The following is a 19,642-nucleotide window of genomic DNA, read 5'->3' as shown; positions in this document are numbered from 1 at the left end:
TTTGATAACACATAATCTTAGTAATAGTTTTTCAATTCAAATCTGAATGTTGTTGGTGTCATATGCGTAAAGTGATCATTTTATTCAGCCTAATAATTCTGACAGTGTCCCTGTCAGGATGTCTAAGTACACAAGTAGCCCAGATAGATCAGTTAGCTGAAATAATCAACGAACACCTCAATGCAGGTGATAAGTATTTCAACCAAGCTGCACTAAGCACCAACAAATATAGTTATTATGATGCACAGCAGCAGTGCAATAATGCCACAGCCCAGTATAACATGGCTAAAACATCTGCCCAGGAAGCATTAATCTACAGTAAGAACATTCAGAATGAAGTTTACATTGACTACCTTCAGATCACACTACAGGAAGTAGATGCTAAGCTCAATGCCACCAACGAACTCCAACTGGCCATACCACTATTCATGAATAATGATACCACCACAGCCAATGAACATGTGGATTTAGCCAATCAATATATGGAGACATCACTCAAATACCAGACACAAAGAGAGGAGATAGTGAGGGAAAATCCCACTAAATTCAAGTCATAAGAACATGGAAAAACTTCAATATTTATGTAATTGTAATATTTTTTGAGTTTTAGTTCTTTTCATTACCTAAATTTAACTAAATTAAGTTTTATAACATTTGAAATAACAAAAATCATGTCTAAAATATTATATTATCCTATCATCAAAATGTTCCAGTATTCAGTGAAGTTTATGAAGAATTTTATTATTAGAAAACTTAATGCTTTATATTCAGTGGAGTTTCATGAAGAAGTTAATATTAAGATGTTAACAGTCCATATTTAGAGAATTTCATGAGGAATTTATTATTAAAACTAATCAAAGATTATTAAAGGGATTAGAGCGACAATAACTACTTTTTACGAGGTTAAAAATGAAAAAAACTTGTTCACACTGTAAGGGAAAAGGACGTACCGTGGTAAGCTATAAAATATGCGAAGCCTGTCATGGTACTGGAGTAACTGGTGAAGTTGACATTAAAAATCATCTAAAAGGTTTACCAGAAGGGGCTAAAGAACGTTTTCAACTTGATGAAGAACAGGAAGTGCCCTGTTCAGTCTGTCATGGTAAGGGGGAAGTGGAAGTTACTGAAGAATGCCCGGAGTGTAATGGAAAAGGTGAAGTTAATCTGTGCAGCAAATGTGGTCGTCCTATTAAATCCGGTGATTACTGTGATGAATGCCGGGACAAACAGGACAAACCCAGGGTCTACCAGTTACATCCTGCTTCTGAACTACGGGATCTAGAAATTGGTGAACACTATAAGGGAAAGATCACCAGAGTTGAGGATTACGGAGTGTTTGTAAGTTTATCCAAGAAACTTTACGGCCTCCTCCGCCTACGCAACCCTCCATACAGTGTGGGTGACGAATTATTTGTCCAGGTTACCGAGATCAAACATAACCGAGGAGAAGTGGATCTGGCACCAGCCGCTATCAAGGGAACCTATGAACTGGTTAAACTCAAAAAAGATGTACCACGCACAAGAATTGTGGATATAACTCCTAAGATGAAGGGACGGAACGTGCGGGTGGTGGGGGAAGTCATCCAGATCCAGCAGACCAGTGGCCCTACCATCTTCACCGTGTCTGATGAAACAGGTATAACTTGGGCTGCAGCCTTTGACGAACCCGGAGTAAGGGTTTACCCCAATATTAACATTGACAATATAGTTGAGGTTCTAGGGGAAGTTTCACTCCACGGTGGTAAAATACAGATTGAATCAGAATCCATTGAACGTTTACATGGATTGGAAGCTACAGAAGTCAGGAAACTGATTGATGAAGCCTTAGATGAACGTGCCCAACCAGAAAATGATGAACTAATCCAGGATGCACCCATACTCAGGAAACTCCAACCTAGGCTCCGTAAAGCAGCTAAATCCATCCGTCGCGCAGTTTTGGATGGTAGGAGTATTTTGGTGCGTCACCATGCTGATGCTGATGGTATCTGTGCAGGAGTGGCAGTGGAAAAAGCGGTGATCCCATTACTTCAGGAGATCAACCCTGCTAATGATGCTGAATGGCATTACTTCCGCCGTTCACCCAGTAAAGCACCCTTCTATGAGATTGAAGACGTGGTTAAGGATCTTTCTTTTGCACTGGAGGATCTGGAACGCCACGGTCAAAAATTACCCCTAATAGTCCTCTTGGATAATGGTTCCACTGAGGAAGATATACTGGCTCTTTTAAAGGTCAAAATATATGATCTGGAAGTGGTGGTAGTGGATCATCACTACCCTGGAGAAGTAGTTGATGGTAAAGTAGCGGTTGATGACTATGTGGATGTGCATGTTAATCCTTACCTGGAGGGAGGTGACAGTCAAGTCACAGCCGGAGCACTGGCTGTTGAGCTGGCACAAATGATCAACCCTTCCATCCGGGAACGTCTCCTCCACCTACCGGGCATTGCTGCAGTGGGAGATCACGCTCGATCACCAGAGGCAGAATGGTACATAGATCTGGCAAAAGATAAAGGTTATGAACTGGATGATCTGGAAAAAATCGCCACTGCCATTGATTTTGAAGCATTTTATCTGCGATTCATGAATGGTCGGGGAATAATGGACACCATTCTGGGTCTGGGTAACAGAGATAAACACACTAAACTGGTGGATGTGTTATATAATGAATCAGAAAAAAGGGTTAAGTGGCAGTTGGCTGCAGCCATGCCCAACCTCAAGACCCAGGGATTTCCCAATGGAATCACTTTCAATGTTCTGGATGTGGAAAAATATGCCCATAAATTCACTTACCCTGCCCCTGGTAAGACATGTGGCTTTGTACATGACCAGATGGTGCAGAAGCTTGGTGAGGAAACACCCATCATCACCCTGGCTTATGGGCCAGATTTTGGTGTGATAAGGGCCACTGATGCGGTTAACGAGATGTTTGGATTCAACCTCAACACCATCATACTACAGTTAGCAGAGGAGATACCTGAAGCAGGTATTGATGGTGGAGGGCATGAATGTGCTGGCAGTCTCAAATTTGTGGAAGGACTGTCTAAAAAAGTACTGCAAAACTTCGCTGGAAAGGTGGCTGGGCTTAAAACAGCTTAGTCACTTCTTTTGATTTTAGTTGAGTGGATACAATAACGTCTTTATAATTTATTTTTTTTTTAACTATCTCCCTTTCATACACGTTGATGTTTTATTTATGTCTTAATTTTTCATTTTAACCTTCATTTGAGATTTTTTTTCAACTTAAGAATCGTTATTTTCTGAATTTTATTGTTATTTCATGAGTTTTGTGACACTATTCACTAAAACTATTTTGATCTTTATGCTATTGTGAATATGTAATAATAATATCAAAAGACAATGATATCTTAAAAAAACAATTAAATTGTTTGGAAATTACAATATTGTTAACCACATAGTATGATGGATGGGATGTCATGTTAGAACGAAACGAAAAATTAGCTAGTGGGATAAAGGGTTTTGACGAGATTTTGATGGGAGGATTCGTCCCTTACAGGTCATATCTTCTCAGGGGAATGCCAGGAACCGGAAAAACTGCTATTGGAATGCATTTTCTCAGTGAGGGGGTAAAAAATAATGAAAAGGTACTTTTTATAAACATGGGCGAACCAACAGACCAGGTTATTAGCAATGCCCAGGGAATGGGATTTGATACTGAAGGAATTGATTTTTTAGATTTAAGTCCAGATGAAGATTTTTTTGCAAATATGGGGGCTTATAACATTTTTTCACCTGTAGAAGTCGAACGGGAATCAACCACATCGGAAATAATGGAAATAATGGAAATCATCAAGCCTACCCGAGTATTTTTAGACCCCATCACACAATTCAGATATCTTTCCACTGATGAATTCCAGTTTAGAAAACAAGTCCTTTCATTCCTCAGGTTTTTAACGGATAAAGGAGCGACAGTACTATTTACATCTGAATTCAGTGACAAAGACCCCGATGATGACTTACAGTTCATGTGTGATGGGATAATAAACCTCAAATTTTTTCCAGAAGGCCGAAGTATATCTATCAGCAAATATAGGGGTTCAGGATTTCGTTTTGGTGCCCATTCCATGCGAATTACTCGTAAAGGGGTCATGATTTATCCACGCCTTAGACCTATGATCAATGGAATAGAATATGATCATGAATCCATTTCTTCCGGTGTTCCAGAGATAGATGAACTCCTCCATGGAGGTATCGAAAGAGGCACAGCCACAATCATAAGCGGTCCCAGTGGGGTTGGTAAAACTACTGTAGGCATCCAATTCATGAAAGAAGCAGCAGGTAGAGGGGAACGTTCAGTGGTTTACACCTTTGAAGAAAGTGAAGAAAGTCTCATCAACCGCTGTGAATCCATAAACATACCAGTAAGGAGTATGATCAAGACAGGTATGCTCTCCGTAGTTCAGGTGGAGCCTTTACGATATTCCCCTGAAGAATTCGCACAACTGGTACGTAAAGAAGTGGATGAAAATCAATCTAAGATCGTGATGATCGATAGTACTTCCGGATACAAACTTTCCCTACGTGGAGAAGATCCAGTCAGCCACCTGCACTCCCTGTCTAAGTACATGACCCGCTCTGGGGTAACTGTTATCCTTATCAATGAGGTGGAAGACGTGAGTGGGGGCCTAAAAATAACTGAAATTGGAATTAGTTACCTGGCAGATAACATAATATTCCTCCGTTACTTTGAGAGGAGAGGAGAACTTAGAAAAACAATTGGAGTCCTGAAAAAACGCTTGAGTGACTTTGAAAAAAACCTTCGTGAGTTCCGTATCACTCAGTACGGAATTCGGGTGGACCAACCTTTGACCAGTATAAAGGGAGTACTCAGTGGCACACCTGAGCACAGTGAAAATCAAATAAAAGAATAAAAGGTTTTTAAAACCAGGAAATAGAATAAAAGGGTTATGTAACCAGGAAATCTGGAAGTCAGGTGAAGAAATAATAATTTCAGGAGTTTTCTTCTTGGTTTTCATCCCCCAATATCATAGGAATGTGGAAAAAAGGTTTGATGCAAGGTGCTAATGGTGTACTGGTTAAAACCGTAGTTATAAGAGAGTAATCAGTTAATGAATTAGGGAAGTTTATGAATTAATCGGTTCGGAATGTTTAGGGATAAGTGAGTACAATGGAAACCATATTAATATCCATGATCAATCACAAAAACGCTGAAATGGTAGGAGATCTATTGGGAACTGGTTTTCGAAAAATATACGATGAATCAGAAATTGAAAAAGATTCAGAGGAACCTTTAAGCCTTATAATTATGGATCTAGCTTCATGGTTTCATAAAAAGGAAGAATTTAAATTAAAGAAAGAAGCACAAAGACCACTTTTTCTTCCTTATCTTCTGGTTGCATCTTCTACTGACTTGAAAAAGGTTCAAGATATATGGTATAGTTTTGATGAGGTTATCACCATTCCCATCAGCAAGATGCGGTTACTCTCCAGGGTTAAAGTTTTATTACAAACCCATCAACTTTCGGTTCAGGTTAACCAGCTGGTACATGATAAAGAAATGTTGATAAAAGAGGTACACCATCGGGTGAAGAACAATCTTATGATCATATCCAGTCTCCTGAATTTGCAATCACGTTATATTCAAGATGAGGATTCTCGTAAAATTTTTGAGGAAAGTCAGAACCGTACCAAATCCATGGCCCTTATTCATGAGCGTTTATACGCTTCTAATGATCTGAAAAAGATAGACTTTGCAGATTACATCCATTCCCTTATGAGGGACCTTTTTAACACTTACTACACTGGAAGGAACCAGATACATCTTAACCTGGATGTGAATGATGTGAAGGTGGATGTGGATACTGCAGTACCTCTAGGATTAATAATTAATGAAATGGTTACTAACAGCTTCAAATATGCATTTTCAGATGATGAAGATGGAGTTATTGGTATAACCTTCCATAAACTTGGTAATGAATACCTATTAGAAGTATATGATGATGGTATTGGAATCCCATTGGAAATTGACCTGAAAAATACAGACAGCCTTGGTGTATTACTGATAAATAATCTCACATCTCAAATTAATGGAAAACTAGAACTGGACCGCAACCATGGAACCAAATTTCGTATTGAATTTAGAGACCCCACTATCTAATCAACTATCTTTCTATCTAATTTTTTTTTTATTGTTCATTAAATTAAACTTTAACTAAAATCATTTAACAAAAAAAGGTTTTTTTTAATCTTTAGGGGATCTAGGTGATGGTGGGATGCACCATTTATTAAAGTTATTAAGACGTGTTGATAAAGTTAAAATCCGAATTTTTCAGACTTGGTTTTATAATATTCAAATAACTGGTTACCCCAGGCAACAGCATCACCATCATCACTGATAAGGTCTTTGGTGTGATCATACTCTCCATATTCATGGAATAAACCCAAAGACAAATATTTATCAGTAACGGTTAAACCGATTTTAACATCATCATCAAGTACCCCTAATTTTACCTTACCCTTAGACATGGAGTCGTTAAGATATTTTAATTTTTCAAAATCAATACCTTCTATGATTTGGTTTATTACATCCTGAGTTAATAGAAGTTCTACAGTTATATCATCATTTTTCATTATCATATTTTGAAATAATTTAAGGAATTTAGAACTTAAAATTGGAGAAACACCTTTAACATACTTTGATTTTAATAATAACTGACTATATGTCTCATGAGGTTTGTATATTGCCCCAGACTCAGATTCAACCAATGATGAATTATATAGATCTCCCATTTTTTTGATATATTCAGAGGGAATGCTGGAGAGATCATGTTTCAACCAAAATTTCTGGAATTTGTTGATAACACCAGCATTTTTAATGTTTTCAATCAGGTTGCATGTTATTATATTACCTATTGGTGAAAGAACATATTTTTCCCCTACCTTAGAGGTTATATTCTTTTTTTCCATGTTACTCAGATTATTGGATATGGTGGAAGTGGTAATCCCGGTTTCTTTTTTCAGTTCCTCCATGGTTTGAATGCCCTCACTGAGGCAAATTAAAATTTTTATCCTGGTTGAAGAACTAGAAGTGTATCTTAACAGGTTTTTAATTTCCTGATAAATTTCAATGTATTCTTGATTGATTTAATCACCCCCCCAATAATATTGTTTTACTGTGGAAAATAGTTTATAAACTACCTTTTTTTTAAAAGCATTCGATCTATTTTCTATTACATATTACATATAATGGTAATCAACATATAAGTTACTACTTACTTTTATTTCATATATTTCCTTACACCTTCACAATTCAAGTTATGTGATTAGATTCAATTGAAAGGATTTAACTTTATTTATTTATATCCATTTTAACAGCAATATCTTGGTAAAAATCACAAATTTCCTGGAGAGGGCACTGTTCATGCAGGGGATTTTGTGGGCGGCAGATGGTCTGTCCAAACTGCACCATTAAATCGTTGAGTTCAATCCAGTATTCCTTTGGAACCAGTTTTATTAATTTTTCTTCGGTTTCTTCAGGTGTTTTGGTGTTAACCAGACCTAATCTATTGCTTATACGGTGAACATGCACATCCACAGGTATGGCTGGGATTTGAAAACCGTAAACCAGAACACAGTTAGCAGTCTTCCTTCCCACACCCGGAAGTTTCAGGAGATCTTTAATGTTATTGGGGACCTTGCCTTTAAAGTCATCCAGTAATTCATTGGAAACATCCACAATACGCTTGGCCTTAACATGATAAAAACCTGCAGGTCGAATCAAAGGTTCTAAATGTGTTGGATCAGCATTTGCAATATCTTCAATGGTTTTATATTTCGAAAAGAGTTGTGCTGAGGCACGGTCAGTGTTATCATCCCTGGTTCTTTGGGATAGTATGGTTCTGATTAGCACGCGATAGGGATCACCATCTTCAAAAACCCTCAGGTCATAAAGGTTTTGAAGACGTTCCATAACTGTGTCTATGGTTTTATCAGAATTGTTAATATTAATTACATCGGGGTTGATGGTCATCGCCCCGATTTAATCATTTTTATGAGAATCTCCACACCTTCTTTTATTCCCTCTCCGTTCTGGGCAACGGTGGGAATTAAGGGAGCATCATAATTAATTTCCAAATCTCCAGGGTTTAAATCCTGTTTATTGGCAAAAACAACATAGGGGATTTGATGTTGGTCCAGGCGTTCCATGATCTCCTGGTCTGTGGAGGTGATTCCATTAGTGTTGTCCACCACCAGTATGGCCCCATCCAAACCTTCAGCAAGGATCCTGCGCATGAACTTGAATCGTTCCTGGCCTGGTGTTCCGAAAAAGTGAAATTTTTCCCCACTGATCATGATATTACCATAGTCCAGGCCAGTAGTAGTTCCATTATATTCTACCTTTGCTTTGTTATGGCAGATCTGTTCTAAGGTAGTGGTCTTCCCAGAATTATAGGCACCCATAACTACAATTTTGGTCTCATTATTATGTTTCATTCTAATCCCCTGCAGATCCAGTAGAATTATTCCCCTTTAAACCCATTTTCTCAGTTCGCATTCACAAACCCTATTATCAGATTTGCACACCTAAAAACATGGTTAAGTTAATTTATTATTAATTATGGTATTAATCATGGTCCAATATATAAGTATTTTCGTAATAAGCTATGAACCATCACCTAATAATCACATCCACCATTAGATGATATCCCATAAAGGCAACCATCATTTAATGGAATTTAATGGAAATATTCTTGATGAATTGGTACTTATGAGGATGTTCTTCACTATCCCTCATTTTCTGCTTATATTTTTTATAGTAAGATGTTTTCCTTGAGACAATCACTTAATCATAATTTAAAAAAATAATTAAAGTTCTACATGACTTTCACAGGACATCCTAATTCTTGCATGACTTGGGGAAAGTCAGGGAAGGATACTCTGTATGCATCAGCATCTTTAATTAACACGCCTCCAGTCACCATTCCAACCAGTGTCAGGGCCATAACCAGACGATGATCACCGTGACTTTCCACTACACCACCGTGGGCTCCGCCCTGGATGGTTAGACCATCTTTTTCTTCGGTAACTTTAACTCCCAGTTTGGATAGTTCAAGGGCCATGGTGTGCACTCTATCTGTTTCTTTAAAACGTGCATGCTCCACCCCAGTTATATGACTGGTTCCCTGGGCCACAGATGCCAGTGCAGCAACTGTGGGTAGCAGGTCAGGAGTATTCTCCAGGTTCACATCAATCCCTCTGAGATCACAGGTAATCAGTTCTCCTGTGGATTGTTTGTTATTTGTATTTATGGTTCTTGATTGTCCTTTATTTGGGTCTATGGTTCCTGATTGTCCTTTATTTGGGTCTATGGTTCCATTGATAATGACATGATCCTTTTCTACCAGGATTTTACCACCCATTTTTTTTACAATATCCAGTATTACCTTATCACCCTGTTTAGAGTCAGAAAACAGGTTTTGAATGTTAATTTTCCCATTACAAGTCGCTGCTGCGCTGATAAGGTATGATGCAGACGAATAATCACCTTCTATGGTGTAATCTTCTGCATGATAAATTTGATTATCAACGTGGAAATGTTCTCGTCCTTCCTGCTTGACTTTGACTCCAAATTTCTCCATTATATCCAGGGTCATCTCCACATAGGGTCGGCTCTTGAAATCACCCACAACCTCTAAATCCACAGATTTCTGGGCGTAAGGTGCAGAAAGCAGGATGGAAGAGATGTACTGTGAACTCACATCACCTTTAATATCTGTTTTACCACCTGTAAATCCACTTTCAATTGCAATTGGGGGTAAGCCGTTGTTATGTGCTGAAAAAGCTTTTACTCCCAGTTTTTGGAGGGCGTCCAGGAGTTGTTGCATGGGACGTCCCTTTAGGGATTCATCACCAGTCAACATGGTGTGTCCTGGTGCCAAACTGGCCATGGTGGTTAAAAAACGCAGGGTGGTGCCACTGTTTTTAAGGTCCAGAATATCATCAGGAGTTTTAAAATTCCCACCAGTACCCCTGACTCTGCACAGATCATCATCTACATCTATCTGGCATCCCAGTGCCTGGCAGGCCTCCAGGGTGGCCATGGTATCGGCAGAGTAAAGGGGGTCCCGGAGATAGGATTTACCCTCTGCTAAACAGGCCAGTAAAAGTGCTCGATGGGTGTAACTTTTAGATGGAGGTGCTTTAACATTCCCTTCAATTCTTTTTGCCTGTTCTACCCGTAGTTCCACTTGCATCACCCTTTTCTTTAAAAATCCCTTTTTTAAAAAAACAGTTAGAAACTTATATAACCAGTTCCACTACCAGGTCCAGTTCTTCCATGAGGATCAGATCAACCTTCTCCCCAGTACGCCCCACCAGTTCTTTACTGGTGGAAACATGCTCTGATGTGACTTTTGATCCTTCAATATCAATAAAACCATCCTTATCAATGGTTTCTGTTATTATTTGGGGATCATTTGATTGTAAATATTTCGCAATAACCGGGGCCTGGCCCTTAAATTTCGGTCCGATTTTATCCATCCTGGGGGTGACTTCCACCACTATTTCCCGGACATCGGGTTTACCTTCCTGAAGTGTGAGGTTTTCAATACGCATGGTGCCTTTAATATCTTCCTGAAGGATGTTTAACTGGTCGTAAGTGTCTTTTGAAACGGAATAAATGGTAACTGATTTTAGGGGAGTGTTTAATGGCATTTTACGGTTGGCTTTGAACCTTCTAAGTTGGCTGATGATTTCCACCCCAACTTTTCCAATTTCATCAGTGGATTCATCCACCAGTTCCTGGTTAACTTCAGGCCAGCTTTCCTGGTGAATGCTACCGGGTTTGTTTTCTTCAGCCTGATATCCTTCCAGATAGTAATGAATTTCTTCAGTAAAATAGGGTGTAAATGGAGATAATAATCTTAAAGTGGTTAAAATCACGGTGTTCAGTGTGTAAAGCGCACTTTGCTTAGATTCTCCCCCATTATCAGTGTAAAGTCGGTATTTCACTGCTTCAATGTAATCATCACAGAAGTCATGCCAGATGTAGGCCTGGATACGGTTACGGGCGTGGGCGAAGTTGTACTCTTCCATTGCTTTGGTTACTTCTCCTACCAGTTGATTTAACCCGGATAAGATCCATTTATCCAGGGGTTTTAATGTGGATATAACTTCTTCTTCGTTGCTGGTTTTATCATAATTTTCCAGGTGCATGTTCACAAAACGGAATGCATTCCAGAATTTCCTCAGGAATTTATAGCCATGCTGAACATCTTTCCAGGCGAATGGAACATCGGAACCAGGTACACTGTTGGCAGCCCATAAACGTAGGGCATCAGCACCGTACTCCTTAACTACCTCTTCAGGTTTGATTACATTTCCCCGGGATTTACTCATTTTATGACCATCTTCTCCAAATACCATACCATTTACAACCACACTTTCAAATGGTGATTTCCCGGTAAGGGCTAAACTACGAAGAATGGTGTAAAACGCCCAGGTCCGGATGATGTCGTGTCCCTGCTGGCGGATGCTTGATGGGAAAAGATTTTTGTATTCTGGTGATGGCCATCCAGCTATAACCAGGGGGGTTATGGAACTATCCATCCAGGTGTCTAGGACGTCTTCTTCAGCAATGAAATTTGTACTTCCGCACTTACACGGTTTGGTGGGTTGAGTTTGGGTAGGATCAATGGGAAGTTCATCTTCTGATGGTATCATAACTTCTCCACAATCTTTACAGTACCATACTGGTATGGGGGTGGCGAAAATACGCTGTCTGCTTATGCACCAGTCCCAATCCATACTACCAGTCCAGTTTAAAAGACGGGTTTTCATATGTTCTGGCATCCAATTCATACCTTCGGCGGCATCTTCAATTTGGTTGTTAAGTTCTTTAACAGCCACGAACCATTGTTTTTTAACCAGTATCTCAATGGGTGTTTTGCATCTCCAGCACTGACCCACATTCTGGTCAACTTTCTCTTTTTTGGTGAGGAATCCTTCTTTATCCAGATCTTCCACAATGGTTTTTTTACATTCTGCCAGGGTTAATCCACTGTACTTTCCACAGACATCTTGCATTATTCCCTGTTCATTGATTGCTTCGATTATGTCCAGATTGTAACGGTTAACCCATGTTACGTCGGTTTTATCCCCGAAGGTACAGATCATAACTGCCCCGGTACCGAATTCAGGGTCAACTTCCTGGTCAGTGATGATTTTCACATCACGGTTGAAGAGAGGTACTGTGACTTTTTTCCTGGCAAGGTGCTGATAGCGTTCATCATCAGGATGAACTACCACTGCTACACATGCAGCCAGTAATTCAGGTCGGGTTGTGGCGATGGGTACACTTCCTTCATCTTCGGCTTCAGGAAATTGAAGGTAGTTGAGGAAAGTTTCATTTTCCTGGTACTCAACTTCAGCAAAAGCAATGGCTGTCTCACAACGGGGACACCAGTTCACCGGGTGCACAGCACGGTAGATAAGACCATCATGATACATCTTCAGGAAACTCAGCTGGGTTTTTTCCTTGTATTGTGGAGTCATGGTTACATATTCCCTACTCCAATCCTGGGAATAACCCATTCTCTGCATCTGTGTCTTCATACCCAATATGTTTTCACTGGTAAGTTCAATGCACATCTTACGGAATTCTTCCCTGGGAACATCATTCTTCTTGATGCTGTGGATCTCCTCTACCTTAACCTCGGTAGGCAGACCATGACAGTCCCATCCCTGGGGGAATAACACTGAATACCCCTGCATACGCTTCCAACGGGCAATGACATCCATATAAAGCCAGTTTAAAACATGCCCTATATGGATGGAACCGGTAGGATATGGTGGTGGTGTATCAATTATATATCTGGGGCGGGTCTCATCTGTGTTGAACTGGTATAACTTTATTTTTTGCCAGGTTTTTTGCCATTCTATTTCTTTATCGTGATGGTATTCCTTGGGAACCTCAACTTCCTTCATCTTAGGTACTCCTTTAAAATGGTAAATCATTAATAATTCTAGAATCAGCCAAACTAGTAGCTAAATTAGTATAAATTAAATATATATGCTTTCAAGTTAAGTATTTCTATGGTTTATTAACTAATGGATATAGTTTAATCTAAGGTTATAATTTATTAAACTTGAATATAGTTTAAACTAGGATATAATTTTATTAAACTTAGATGTAGTTTAAGTTATAGTCATAGTTTGTATACAATTAGGTGAATAAAAATATTAAAATAAAAACATTAACAAACAGGAATATCCTTAAATTAACGACAAATATAACGGTGATTGTGAAATGGAAATGTTATGGTTCTACATTGCAGTTATCCTGGCCATAAGTGATGAAGTGCACACCCAAATATTCTGGAAACTGTTTTTTGATTTCTATGTCTTATTGGCAGGGTTAATCCATGAAATTACCAATTCTAACATTGCAATGTGGATAGTTCATGAAGTATTGGAGGCTATTTTCCACTTTGTCCTTTTATCAATTCTTTTCTTATCATTGGAGGTGGGATTTTTAGCTGCAACCATCCATCTGGTTGTTGACTTGTACCAAGAGGCTGCCGGACTGGAAATGAACCGCCTACAACATCGTGCTTTTCACTTCGTAATTGAATCATTATTCTTTATAATGGTCTTGGGCCTATAATAAAACTTAACGGAGCTTATTATTGAGTTTAATGGTATCATAATTCGTAAAATTGGATTTAATTAATTAATTTCATTAAATCTATTTTGGGGTTTAAATCTTAGAATAATATTGAATTTACTAAATGAATTTAAACTTGATGGAATAAAGTAGAAAATGAGGAAAAATATATGCCTGTTATAACATTTACCTACGATGATTTAGAGGAATTATTAGATCAAAAAATAGACCAGAAAAAACTCATTGATTTATTACCTATGATAGCCAGTGACATTGAGAATTATGACGATGAACAGGTCAAAGTGGAGTTTTTCCCTAACCGCCCTGATTATTTGAGTGTGGAAGGAGTTGCCAGGGAACTTAAGGGATTTTTAGAAATAGAAAAGGGACTGCCTCACTATCAAATGGAACCATCCGGTACCAGCATCACCATTGATCCTGGACTGAAGGACATTCGACCTTACACTGCATGCTGCCTGGTACTAGGCATAAAACTCAATGAAAACAAACTCCGCCAGGTCATGGACTTTCAGGAAGACCTTCACTGGGTCATAGGCCGGGACAGGAAAAAGGTAGCCATAGGTATCCACAATCTGGACGTTCTGAAAGGACCATTCCGTTATATGGCTGCTGATCCTGATGAAATGTCCTTTGTACCCCTTGAAATGAACGAAAAGATGACTCTCCGGGAAATCCTACAACAACACAAGAAAGGAAAGGACTACGCTCACCTTATAGATCAATATAACCGGTACCCATTGATCATGGATTCAGAAGATAATATACTTTCAATGCCACCCATTATCAACGGAGAGCTCACCAAACTAACGGTTGATACTAAAAATCTTTTTGTGGATGTTACTGGAACTGACCAGCAAGCAGTGGAGCGTACTTTGAACATAATTGCCACCAGTTTCGCAGAAGCCGGTGCACAGATCCAGACTATGGAAAACATATACCCTGATGAAACACTCACCAGACCGGATTTAACACCAAAAGAACGCATGGTAAGTGTTCGAAATGCTGAAAAACTTATTGGAATCCAATTAACATCAGAAAAAGTGGCGGAAGCTTTACGCACTGTACGACTGGGTGCTGAAGTCATTGATAAAGATAGAGTACGGGTTTTAATTCCCCCGTACCGGGTGGACATCCTTCACGAAGTGGACATTATAGAAAACGTTGCTATAGGGTACTGTTTCCGTAAGATCACTCCAGAACTTCCTCAGGTGGCTACTGTGGCCAGGGAAGATCTCTATATAGATTTCGACCAGAATGTCCGAGAAATTATGAATGGATTGGACTTTGCAGAGGTAATGAGTCTCATGCTCACCAATGAGGAAAATCACTACCAGAAGATGAAACTCCCTGAGACCGAGAGAGTGGAAGTTGCTCAGCCCATCAGTAAGGATCGGACCATGATCCGCCAGAGCCTCTTGAATGGTCTACTGGAATTTTTGGAGGATAACAAGCATGAAGAACTTCCTCAGAAAATCTTTGAAGTAGGGGAAACAGTTTTCCTTGATGCAGAAAAAGAGACAAAGACATTTGGAGTTAAAAAGATGGCATGCATGGTAACCCATTCCCAGGCAAACTTCACCGAGATCAAATCCATCACTGACTCATTCATAAATAATCTGGGCCTGGAAATGCAAATCCAAGACTCTGATCATCCCAGCTTCATCATGGGAAGATGTGCCCAGCTAAATGGTGTGAAAAAAGGAACATCTGAGGTTATGGTCACAGGATACTTTGGTGAGATGAATCCCGAGGTCATCACCAATTTCCAACTGGAATACCCAGTGGTGGCAATGGAAGTTGAATTTACAAAATTATAATTTTTTTTTAAAATTTTTTATGAAAAGATATTAAAAATTTTAAATGATCATTAGGACTTTTTTTGGAATTTTTCTTAGATTTTTAGGATTTTCTTAGATTTAGGAGATATAGCTGATTATCATGCTTTTACCAAACACATGCCTTGAAATCATCTAATTTATCGCCCTGGATCACATAAATCCTTTTAATACTTTTAATATCAAATTGTTGGGCTGTTTGCAGGATTTGCAAACCCAGTGCCCCTGGTTTCAGGGCGAAATAAATATCTGAACTCTCATTGAATGCAATTGAAAGTATTTTCCTAAGTTGCTCAGAGGCAATTTTCAGATCATCCAATGGTTGATGATGATATTCACGTTCGTGATCTTCTGAGAGATCCAAATCAGAAAATAGAGTTTCAAACTTATCTCTATCAGCAGGATATTCGTAGATGAAAACCACTTTCTGTGCCATGGTTTTGGTTAATGCCTCTTCAAAGTGGGAATTTTCTATGTTGGTAACCAATGTAATCATTTATTTTACCCCTTATTTCCCGTATAATCCATATTATTCTTTTAATTCCTTTTTAATTCATATTTTTCTTTTTAATTTTCTTTTAATTCATGTTTTTCTTTTAAATTTTCTTTTAATTCATGTTTTTCTTTTTAATTTTCTTTTAATTCATGTTTTTCATTATATTTAAGTACATTCTTGATGAGCTTCTTGATGAGCATTGGTTTAATGCCAATGTTTTCATTCACCCATAACTGTCACTGTTAGTTTTCTTTGTCGTGGTCCGTCCAGTTCCACAAAGAAAATACTCTGCCAGGTGCCCAGCATAATCGTACCATTTTCCACAGGTACGGTTTGACTACCCCCTATTAAGAATCCTCGGATATGACTGTCTGCATTATTATCAATACGGTCGTGATGGTAACCTGCACCTTGAGGAATGATTTTTTCCAGGGCCATCTGAAAATCAGAAATTAAACCAGATTCATTTTCGTTTATAACTACCCCTGATGTGGAATGGCGGCTGTACACATTTAACAATCCCTCTTTAACACCAAACTGTGACAAAATCCCTTCAACTTCCCTGGTGATATCCAATATTTCAACCCTCTGGGAAGTTCTGATTTCTATTATTTCGCGTGCATTTTTCATTATATTGTCCCCCTTTTTACCATATTATTCCATAATCATCACCAATACCTTTTTTTATAAATGGTTAATGGAAATGCGATTAGTTTGTTACTAATCAGATATGGATGGATTTGAATAAAAATGAATATTTATGTCTCGATAAAAACGATTATGTCTAATGAATAATTTCGCTACTATAACAATGAATATGTCTCGAACATGTCTCTAGATATCCTACTCCATGGAACTCTATGGATATTAAATTACTTGAATTGGGTTTCAACATCACTTTGATCCATGATTCGTTCACAGTAATGACAGCGAAGGATCAAAGGTTCCTTGTTTAGCACAATGAAGCGAGTTTCAACCGGTTCATTGGTGTTGGTGATACAGTTGGGATTAGAACAAGTTAAAATACTGTTAATTTCATCTAAAAGAGTAACTTTACCTTTTCCCACAATTTCATAATTTCTTATAATATTTATTGTAGCTTGGGGGGCTATAAGGGCAATTTCATCCACTTCTCTTGATGCAAGTTCCCTTCCCTCTATCTTGACAATGTCCTTACTTCCCATCTGACTGGAATGGACATTCATGGCCAGGGTCAATCCAGTCTCTGGGCGAGGAAGCCCCAATATTTTAAGGACTTTAAGGGCGTTATTTGCACTTATATGATCAATAACCGTACCATTTTTAATGGGCTTTACCTTCAATTCCTTAGGAGTTTTCATACTTCACCCTTACCAGTTCTATAAGATTATTTATTCAAATAATATTTTATAAGATTATCCATTAATCCAACTGATTGGTAAATGTTAAAAAAATGATTTATGATCTGTTAAACCTTTCTTCAACTAGAAAGTGATAAAATAAGGAGTTACATAAATTTTCAAACTATAAACTGTATAAAGTAATGAATTGCATGAAATTAATCTTTAAAAAATTAAAAAAGGTTTGGATAAAGATTTTTTTTGTTATCGTTTATCCAACATTAGTTCAACAAATTTAGCATAAACTGGTCTGGTGATGAAAATTCCAACAAGCACTCCCAGGACAGTGGTGAATGCAAATCCAGACAGAACACCTATTCCAGTGGCTCCTCTACTGAAACCAATATATGCCAGAGGCAACATTGCCGCAATGAGAGTACCTGCAGCAGCGAATATGATAAAGAAGGCTTTCTTTATCTGGTTGCGAACACCGGAAAAGCGTTTTTTCTCCTGGAATCCTTTAAGCACTTCATCGGTGATGATGATCTGGTCATCTACACCAGTACCAATGGCTGCCAGTATACCGGCAATTGCTGCCAGGTCAATGTTCCAGTGTATTACAGCAGCAGTTCCCAATACCAGGATGAGTTCTGCGATACTGGTTAACATAATGGGAATAACCAGTAATGGTGTACGGTATCTTAGAATTATAATGGCTGCAATAACCACCAGTGCTAATAATCCAGCTACGATTGCTCCGTTTATAAACTGATCACCAAGTTCGGCTGAAACACTGCTAACACCAACAATTTCCACTTTAACAGGGAGAGCACCAGATTGTAATAATGTTTGAATACTCTTAGCTTCTGTCTGTGCCTCTTCTTTGGTGCTTTCAGCACCACTGATCATCACTTCAGTGGATGGTTGTCCATTGGCCAGTTCTGCAGAAAGTTCTGGTGATGTTATGAGTTGGTCATCAAGGTACATCTCTACAGGAGTGCCAGCCTGACCTTCAGCTACTTCAGCAAAACGATTGGCACCTTCCAGAGATACTTTAAAGGGAACCTGCCACTCGGTTCCAGTAACCTGGTATGGTTGTACACTGGTGATATCAGATCCTACCAGGGCAGTTTGGTTGTTAATTTTGGCTTCAAATTTACCATTAGATCCCACGATCTTGGCAACATCCTCTGGTTCCACACCAGCAATTTCCACAATTACATTCTGATTTCCACTGGAGTATACCTTAACATCTTTAACACCAAATATGTTCAGCCTTTTATCCAGAACAGCGGTAACTGTGTTCATGGTGGTGGTGTCCACTGGTTTTTCAAGCTGAAGCTGTATTACTGATCCGCCTTTAAGATCCAGCCCTTGCTGGATACCAAAAACTGAAATAGCAGCTATACTCCCAATGACCAGCACGACAAGAAGAATGAACCGTTTGTCTTTGATGAATTTATCGTATTTCATTTTCGTGCCTCCACGTACCATCTAAGTATTCCAAGGTTCATAAGCCAGGTGGCCAGAATATCTGCGGTTAAACCGATGATCAACACGGCAGCTATATCAGCCAAGGTCTGGGCAGCAGGGATCATGAATACCACTACCAGGTAAAGCGCCACCATAGAACCAATGGCTGCGGCTGCCATGGTTAAACCTGTTTTAATGGCTTCTACAGCTCTTTCAGTTACTGTGCCTTCTTTTCTTTTAAGGATTCGGGTGGTGAGCAGGATGTCAGTGTCTACACTGTAACCAATTAACATGAGTATTGCTCCTACTGAAGCTACTGAAAGGGGGATTCCGAATAGGGCCATACCACCTAGGGCAATTATAATGTCAGAGAGGGCAGCGAATATAACTGCTAAGCTGGGCACGAAATTTCGGAAAATTATGAAAACAGTTATACTCATGAAGATGAATGCGAAAGCAAGTGCATAGTATACTTGTGTCATTGATTCTTTACCCAATACCGGACCAACTGAATGATAGCTGGTTATATTCCCTGTTCCCTCCAGGACAGATGTTAATTTAACAATACTGACATCACCAGCGATTTCCACATTGGCCTGATTGTTACTAATTGTAACATCAACCTGTTGTGTGGACATACCCTCACTAATCAATGTGTCTAATTCATTTTGACTAATGGGTTTTTCCAGTTGTACCACGGCAGTAGTTCCACCTTTAAGTTCTATGCCTTGCTGAAGTCCAAGAGTGGCTACTAATATCAAAGCGATAATGGTGATTACCACTGGAACAGCGATGAGGGGTTTGTAGGATTCTAAGAATCTTTCATAATTTATCAATTAAATCACCAGTTTTAACT

16 protein-coding genes are annotated in these 19,642 nt (G+C 38.9%); 6 read left to right on the top strand and 10 right to left on the bottom strand.

Annotation, left to right across the window (positions count from 1 at the left end):
- Positions 1–62 precede the first annotated feature (62 nt).
- The 4 genes from J2743_RS03810 to J2743_RS03795 all read left to right on the top strand — a co-directional run bounded on the left by J2743_RS03810 (position 63) and on the right by J2743_RS03795 (position 6,136).
- Positions 63–557 (top strand): hypothetical protein, encoded by a 495-nt coding sequence (locus tag J2743_RS03810; protein ID WP_209625241.1) that lies wholly within the window; start codon positions 63–65, stop codon positions 555–557.
- 352 nt (positions 558–909) lie between these two features.
- Positions 910–3,096, top strand: a complete 2,187-nt coding sequence (locus J2743_RS03805; protein WP_209625240.1) for a DHH family phosphoesterase — start codon at positions 910–912, stop codon at positions 3,094–3,096.
- Positions 3,097–3,434: 338 nt separating this feature from the next.
- A complete protein-coding gene (locus tag J2743_RS03800) occupies positions 3,435–4,889 on the top strand; it encodes an ATPase domain-containing protein (protein WP_209625239.1) in 1,455 nt (484 codons plus the stop codon).
- Positions 4,890–5,146: 257 nt separating this feature from the next.
- Positions 5,147–6,136: a sensor histidine kinase gene (locus J2743_RS03795; RefSeq protein ID WP_209625238.1), complete on the top strand. Its 990-nt coding sequence runs from the start codon at positions 5,147–5,149 to the stop codon at positions 6,134–6,136.
- A 155-nt stretch (positions 6,137–6,291) separates the two neighbouring features.
- Here the strand turns inward: J2743_RS03795 and J2743_RS03790 are convergent, their stop codons facing one another.
- The 5 genes from J2743_RS03790 to J2743_RS03770 form a co-directional block, all read right to left on the bottom strand.
- Positions 6,292–7,080: a helix-turn-helix transcriptional regulator gene (locus J2743_RS03790; RefSeq protein WP_280904331.1), complete on the bottom strand. Its 789-nt coding sequence runs from the start codon at positions 7,078–7,080 to the stop codon at positions 6,292–6,294.
- A 247-nt stretch (positions 7,081–7,327) separates the two neighbouring features.
- A complete protein-coding gene (locus tag J2743_RS03785) occupies positions 7,328–8,008 on the bottom strand; it encodes an endonuclease III domain-containing protein (RefSeq protein ID WP_209625237.1) in 681 nt (226 codons plus the stop codon).
- On the bottom strand, positions 8,005–8,472 hold the full coding sequence (locus J2743_RS03780) for a GTP-binding protein (RefSeq protein ID WP_209625236.1): 468 nt from the start codon (positions 8,470–8,472) through the stop codon (positions 8,005–8,007). Before J2743_RS03780 ends, J2743_RS03785 begins: the two co-directional genes overlap by 4 nt.
- A gap of 380 nt (positions 8,473–8,852) precedes the next feature.
- Positions 8,853–10,226 carry a 3-phosphoshikimate 1-carboxyvinyltransferase gene (aroA, locus tag J2743_RS03775; protein ID WP_209625235.1) on the bottom strand — a complete coding sequence of 458 codons (1,374 nt, stop codon included), beginning with the start codon at positions 10,224–10,226 and terminating at the stop codon, positions 8,853–8,855.
- Positions 10,227–10,278: 52 nt separating this feature from the next.
- Positions 10,279–12,963 (bottom strand): valine--tRNA ligase, encoded by a 2,685-nt coding sequence (locus J2743_RS03770; RefSeq protein WP_209625234.1) that lies wholly within the window; start codon positions 12,961–12,963, stop codon positions 10,279–10,281.
- Between the two features lie 322 nt (positions 12,964–13,285).
- On the opposite strand from J2743_RS03770, the gene J2743_RS03765 reads away from it, so the two are divergent.
- Together J2743_RS03765 and pheT are read left to right on the top strand one after the other, a co-directional pair.
- Positions 13,286–13,642: a hypothetical protein gene (locus tag J2743_RS03765; RefSeq protein ID WP_209625233.1), complete on the top strand. Its 357-nt coding sequence runs from the start codon at positions 13,286–13,288 to the stop codon at positions 13,640–13,642.
- A gap of 170 nt (positions 13,643–13,812) precedes the next feature.
- Positions 13,813–15,480, top strand: coding sequence for a phenylalanine--tRNA ligase subunit beta (gene pheT, locus J2743_RS03760; protein WP_209625232.1), 1,668 nt, complete (start codon positions 13,813–13,815; stop codon positions 15,478–15,480).
- A 127-nt stretch (positions 15,481–15,607) separates the two neighbouring features.
- On the opposite strand, the gene J2743_RS03755 is transcribed toward pheT, so the two are convergent.
- From J2743_RS03755 to J2743_RS03735, 5 genes are all read right to left on the bottom strand, one after another.
- On the bottom strand, positions 15,608–15,994 hold the full coding sequence (locus tag J2743_RS03755; RefSeq protein WP_209625231.1) for a hypothetical protein: 387 nt from the start codon (positions 15,992–15,994) through the stop codon (positions 15,608–15,610).
- A 219-nt stretch (positions 15,995–16,213) separates the two neighbouring features.
- Positions 16,214–16,624: a secondary thiamine-phosphate synthase enzyme YjbQ gene (locus tag J2743_RS03750; protein WP_209625230.1), complete on the bottom strand. Its 411-nt coding sequence runs from the start codon at positions 16,622–16,624 to the stop codon at positions 16,214–16,216.
- A 242-nt stretch (positions 16,625–16,866) separates the two neighbouring features.
- A complete protein-coding gene (pyrI, locus tag J2743_RS03745) occupies positions 16,867–17,334 on the bottom strand; it encodes an aspartate carbamoyltransferase regulatory subunit (RefSeq protein ID WP_209625229.1) in 468 nt (155 codons plus the stop codon).
- Positions 17,335–17,577: 243 nt separating this feature from the next.
- Complete coding sequence (locus J2743_RS03740) at positions 17,578–18,786, bottom strand: preprotein translocase subunit SecD (RefSeq protein ID WP_209625228.1); 1,209 nt, start codon at positions 18,784–18,786, stop codon at positions 17,578–17,580.
- Complete coding sequence (locus J2743_RS03735; protein WP_209625227.1) at positions 18,783–19,622, bottom strand: protein translocase subunit SecF; 840 nt, start codon at positions 19,620–19,622, stop codon at positions 18,783–18,785. The genes J2743_RS03740 and J2743_RS03735 overlap by 4 nt, the downstream gene beginning before the upstream one ends.
- Positions 19,623–19,642: the final 20 nt, after the last annotated feature.

The sequence above is a fragment of the Methanobacterium petrolearium genome (genome assembly GCF_017873625.1).
Classification (GTDB): Archaea; Methanobacteriota; Methanobacteria; order Methanobacteriales; family Methanobacteriaceae; genus Methanobacterium; species Methanobacterium petrolearium.
This window is presented reverse-complemented; position numbering and strand designations above follow the sequence as displayed.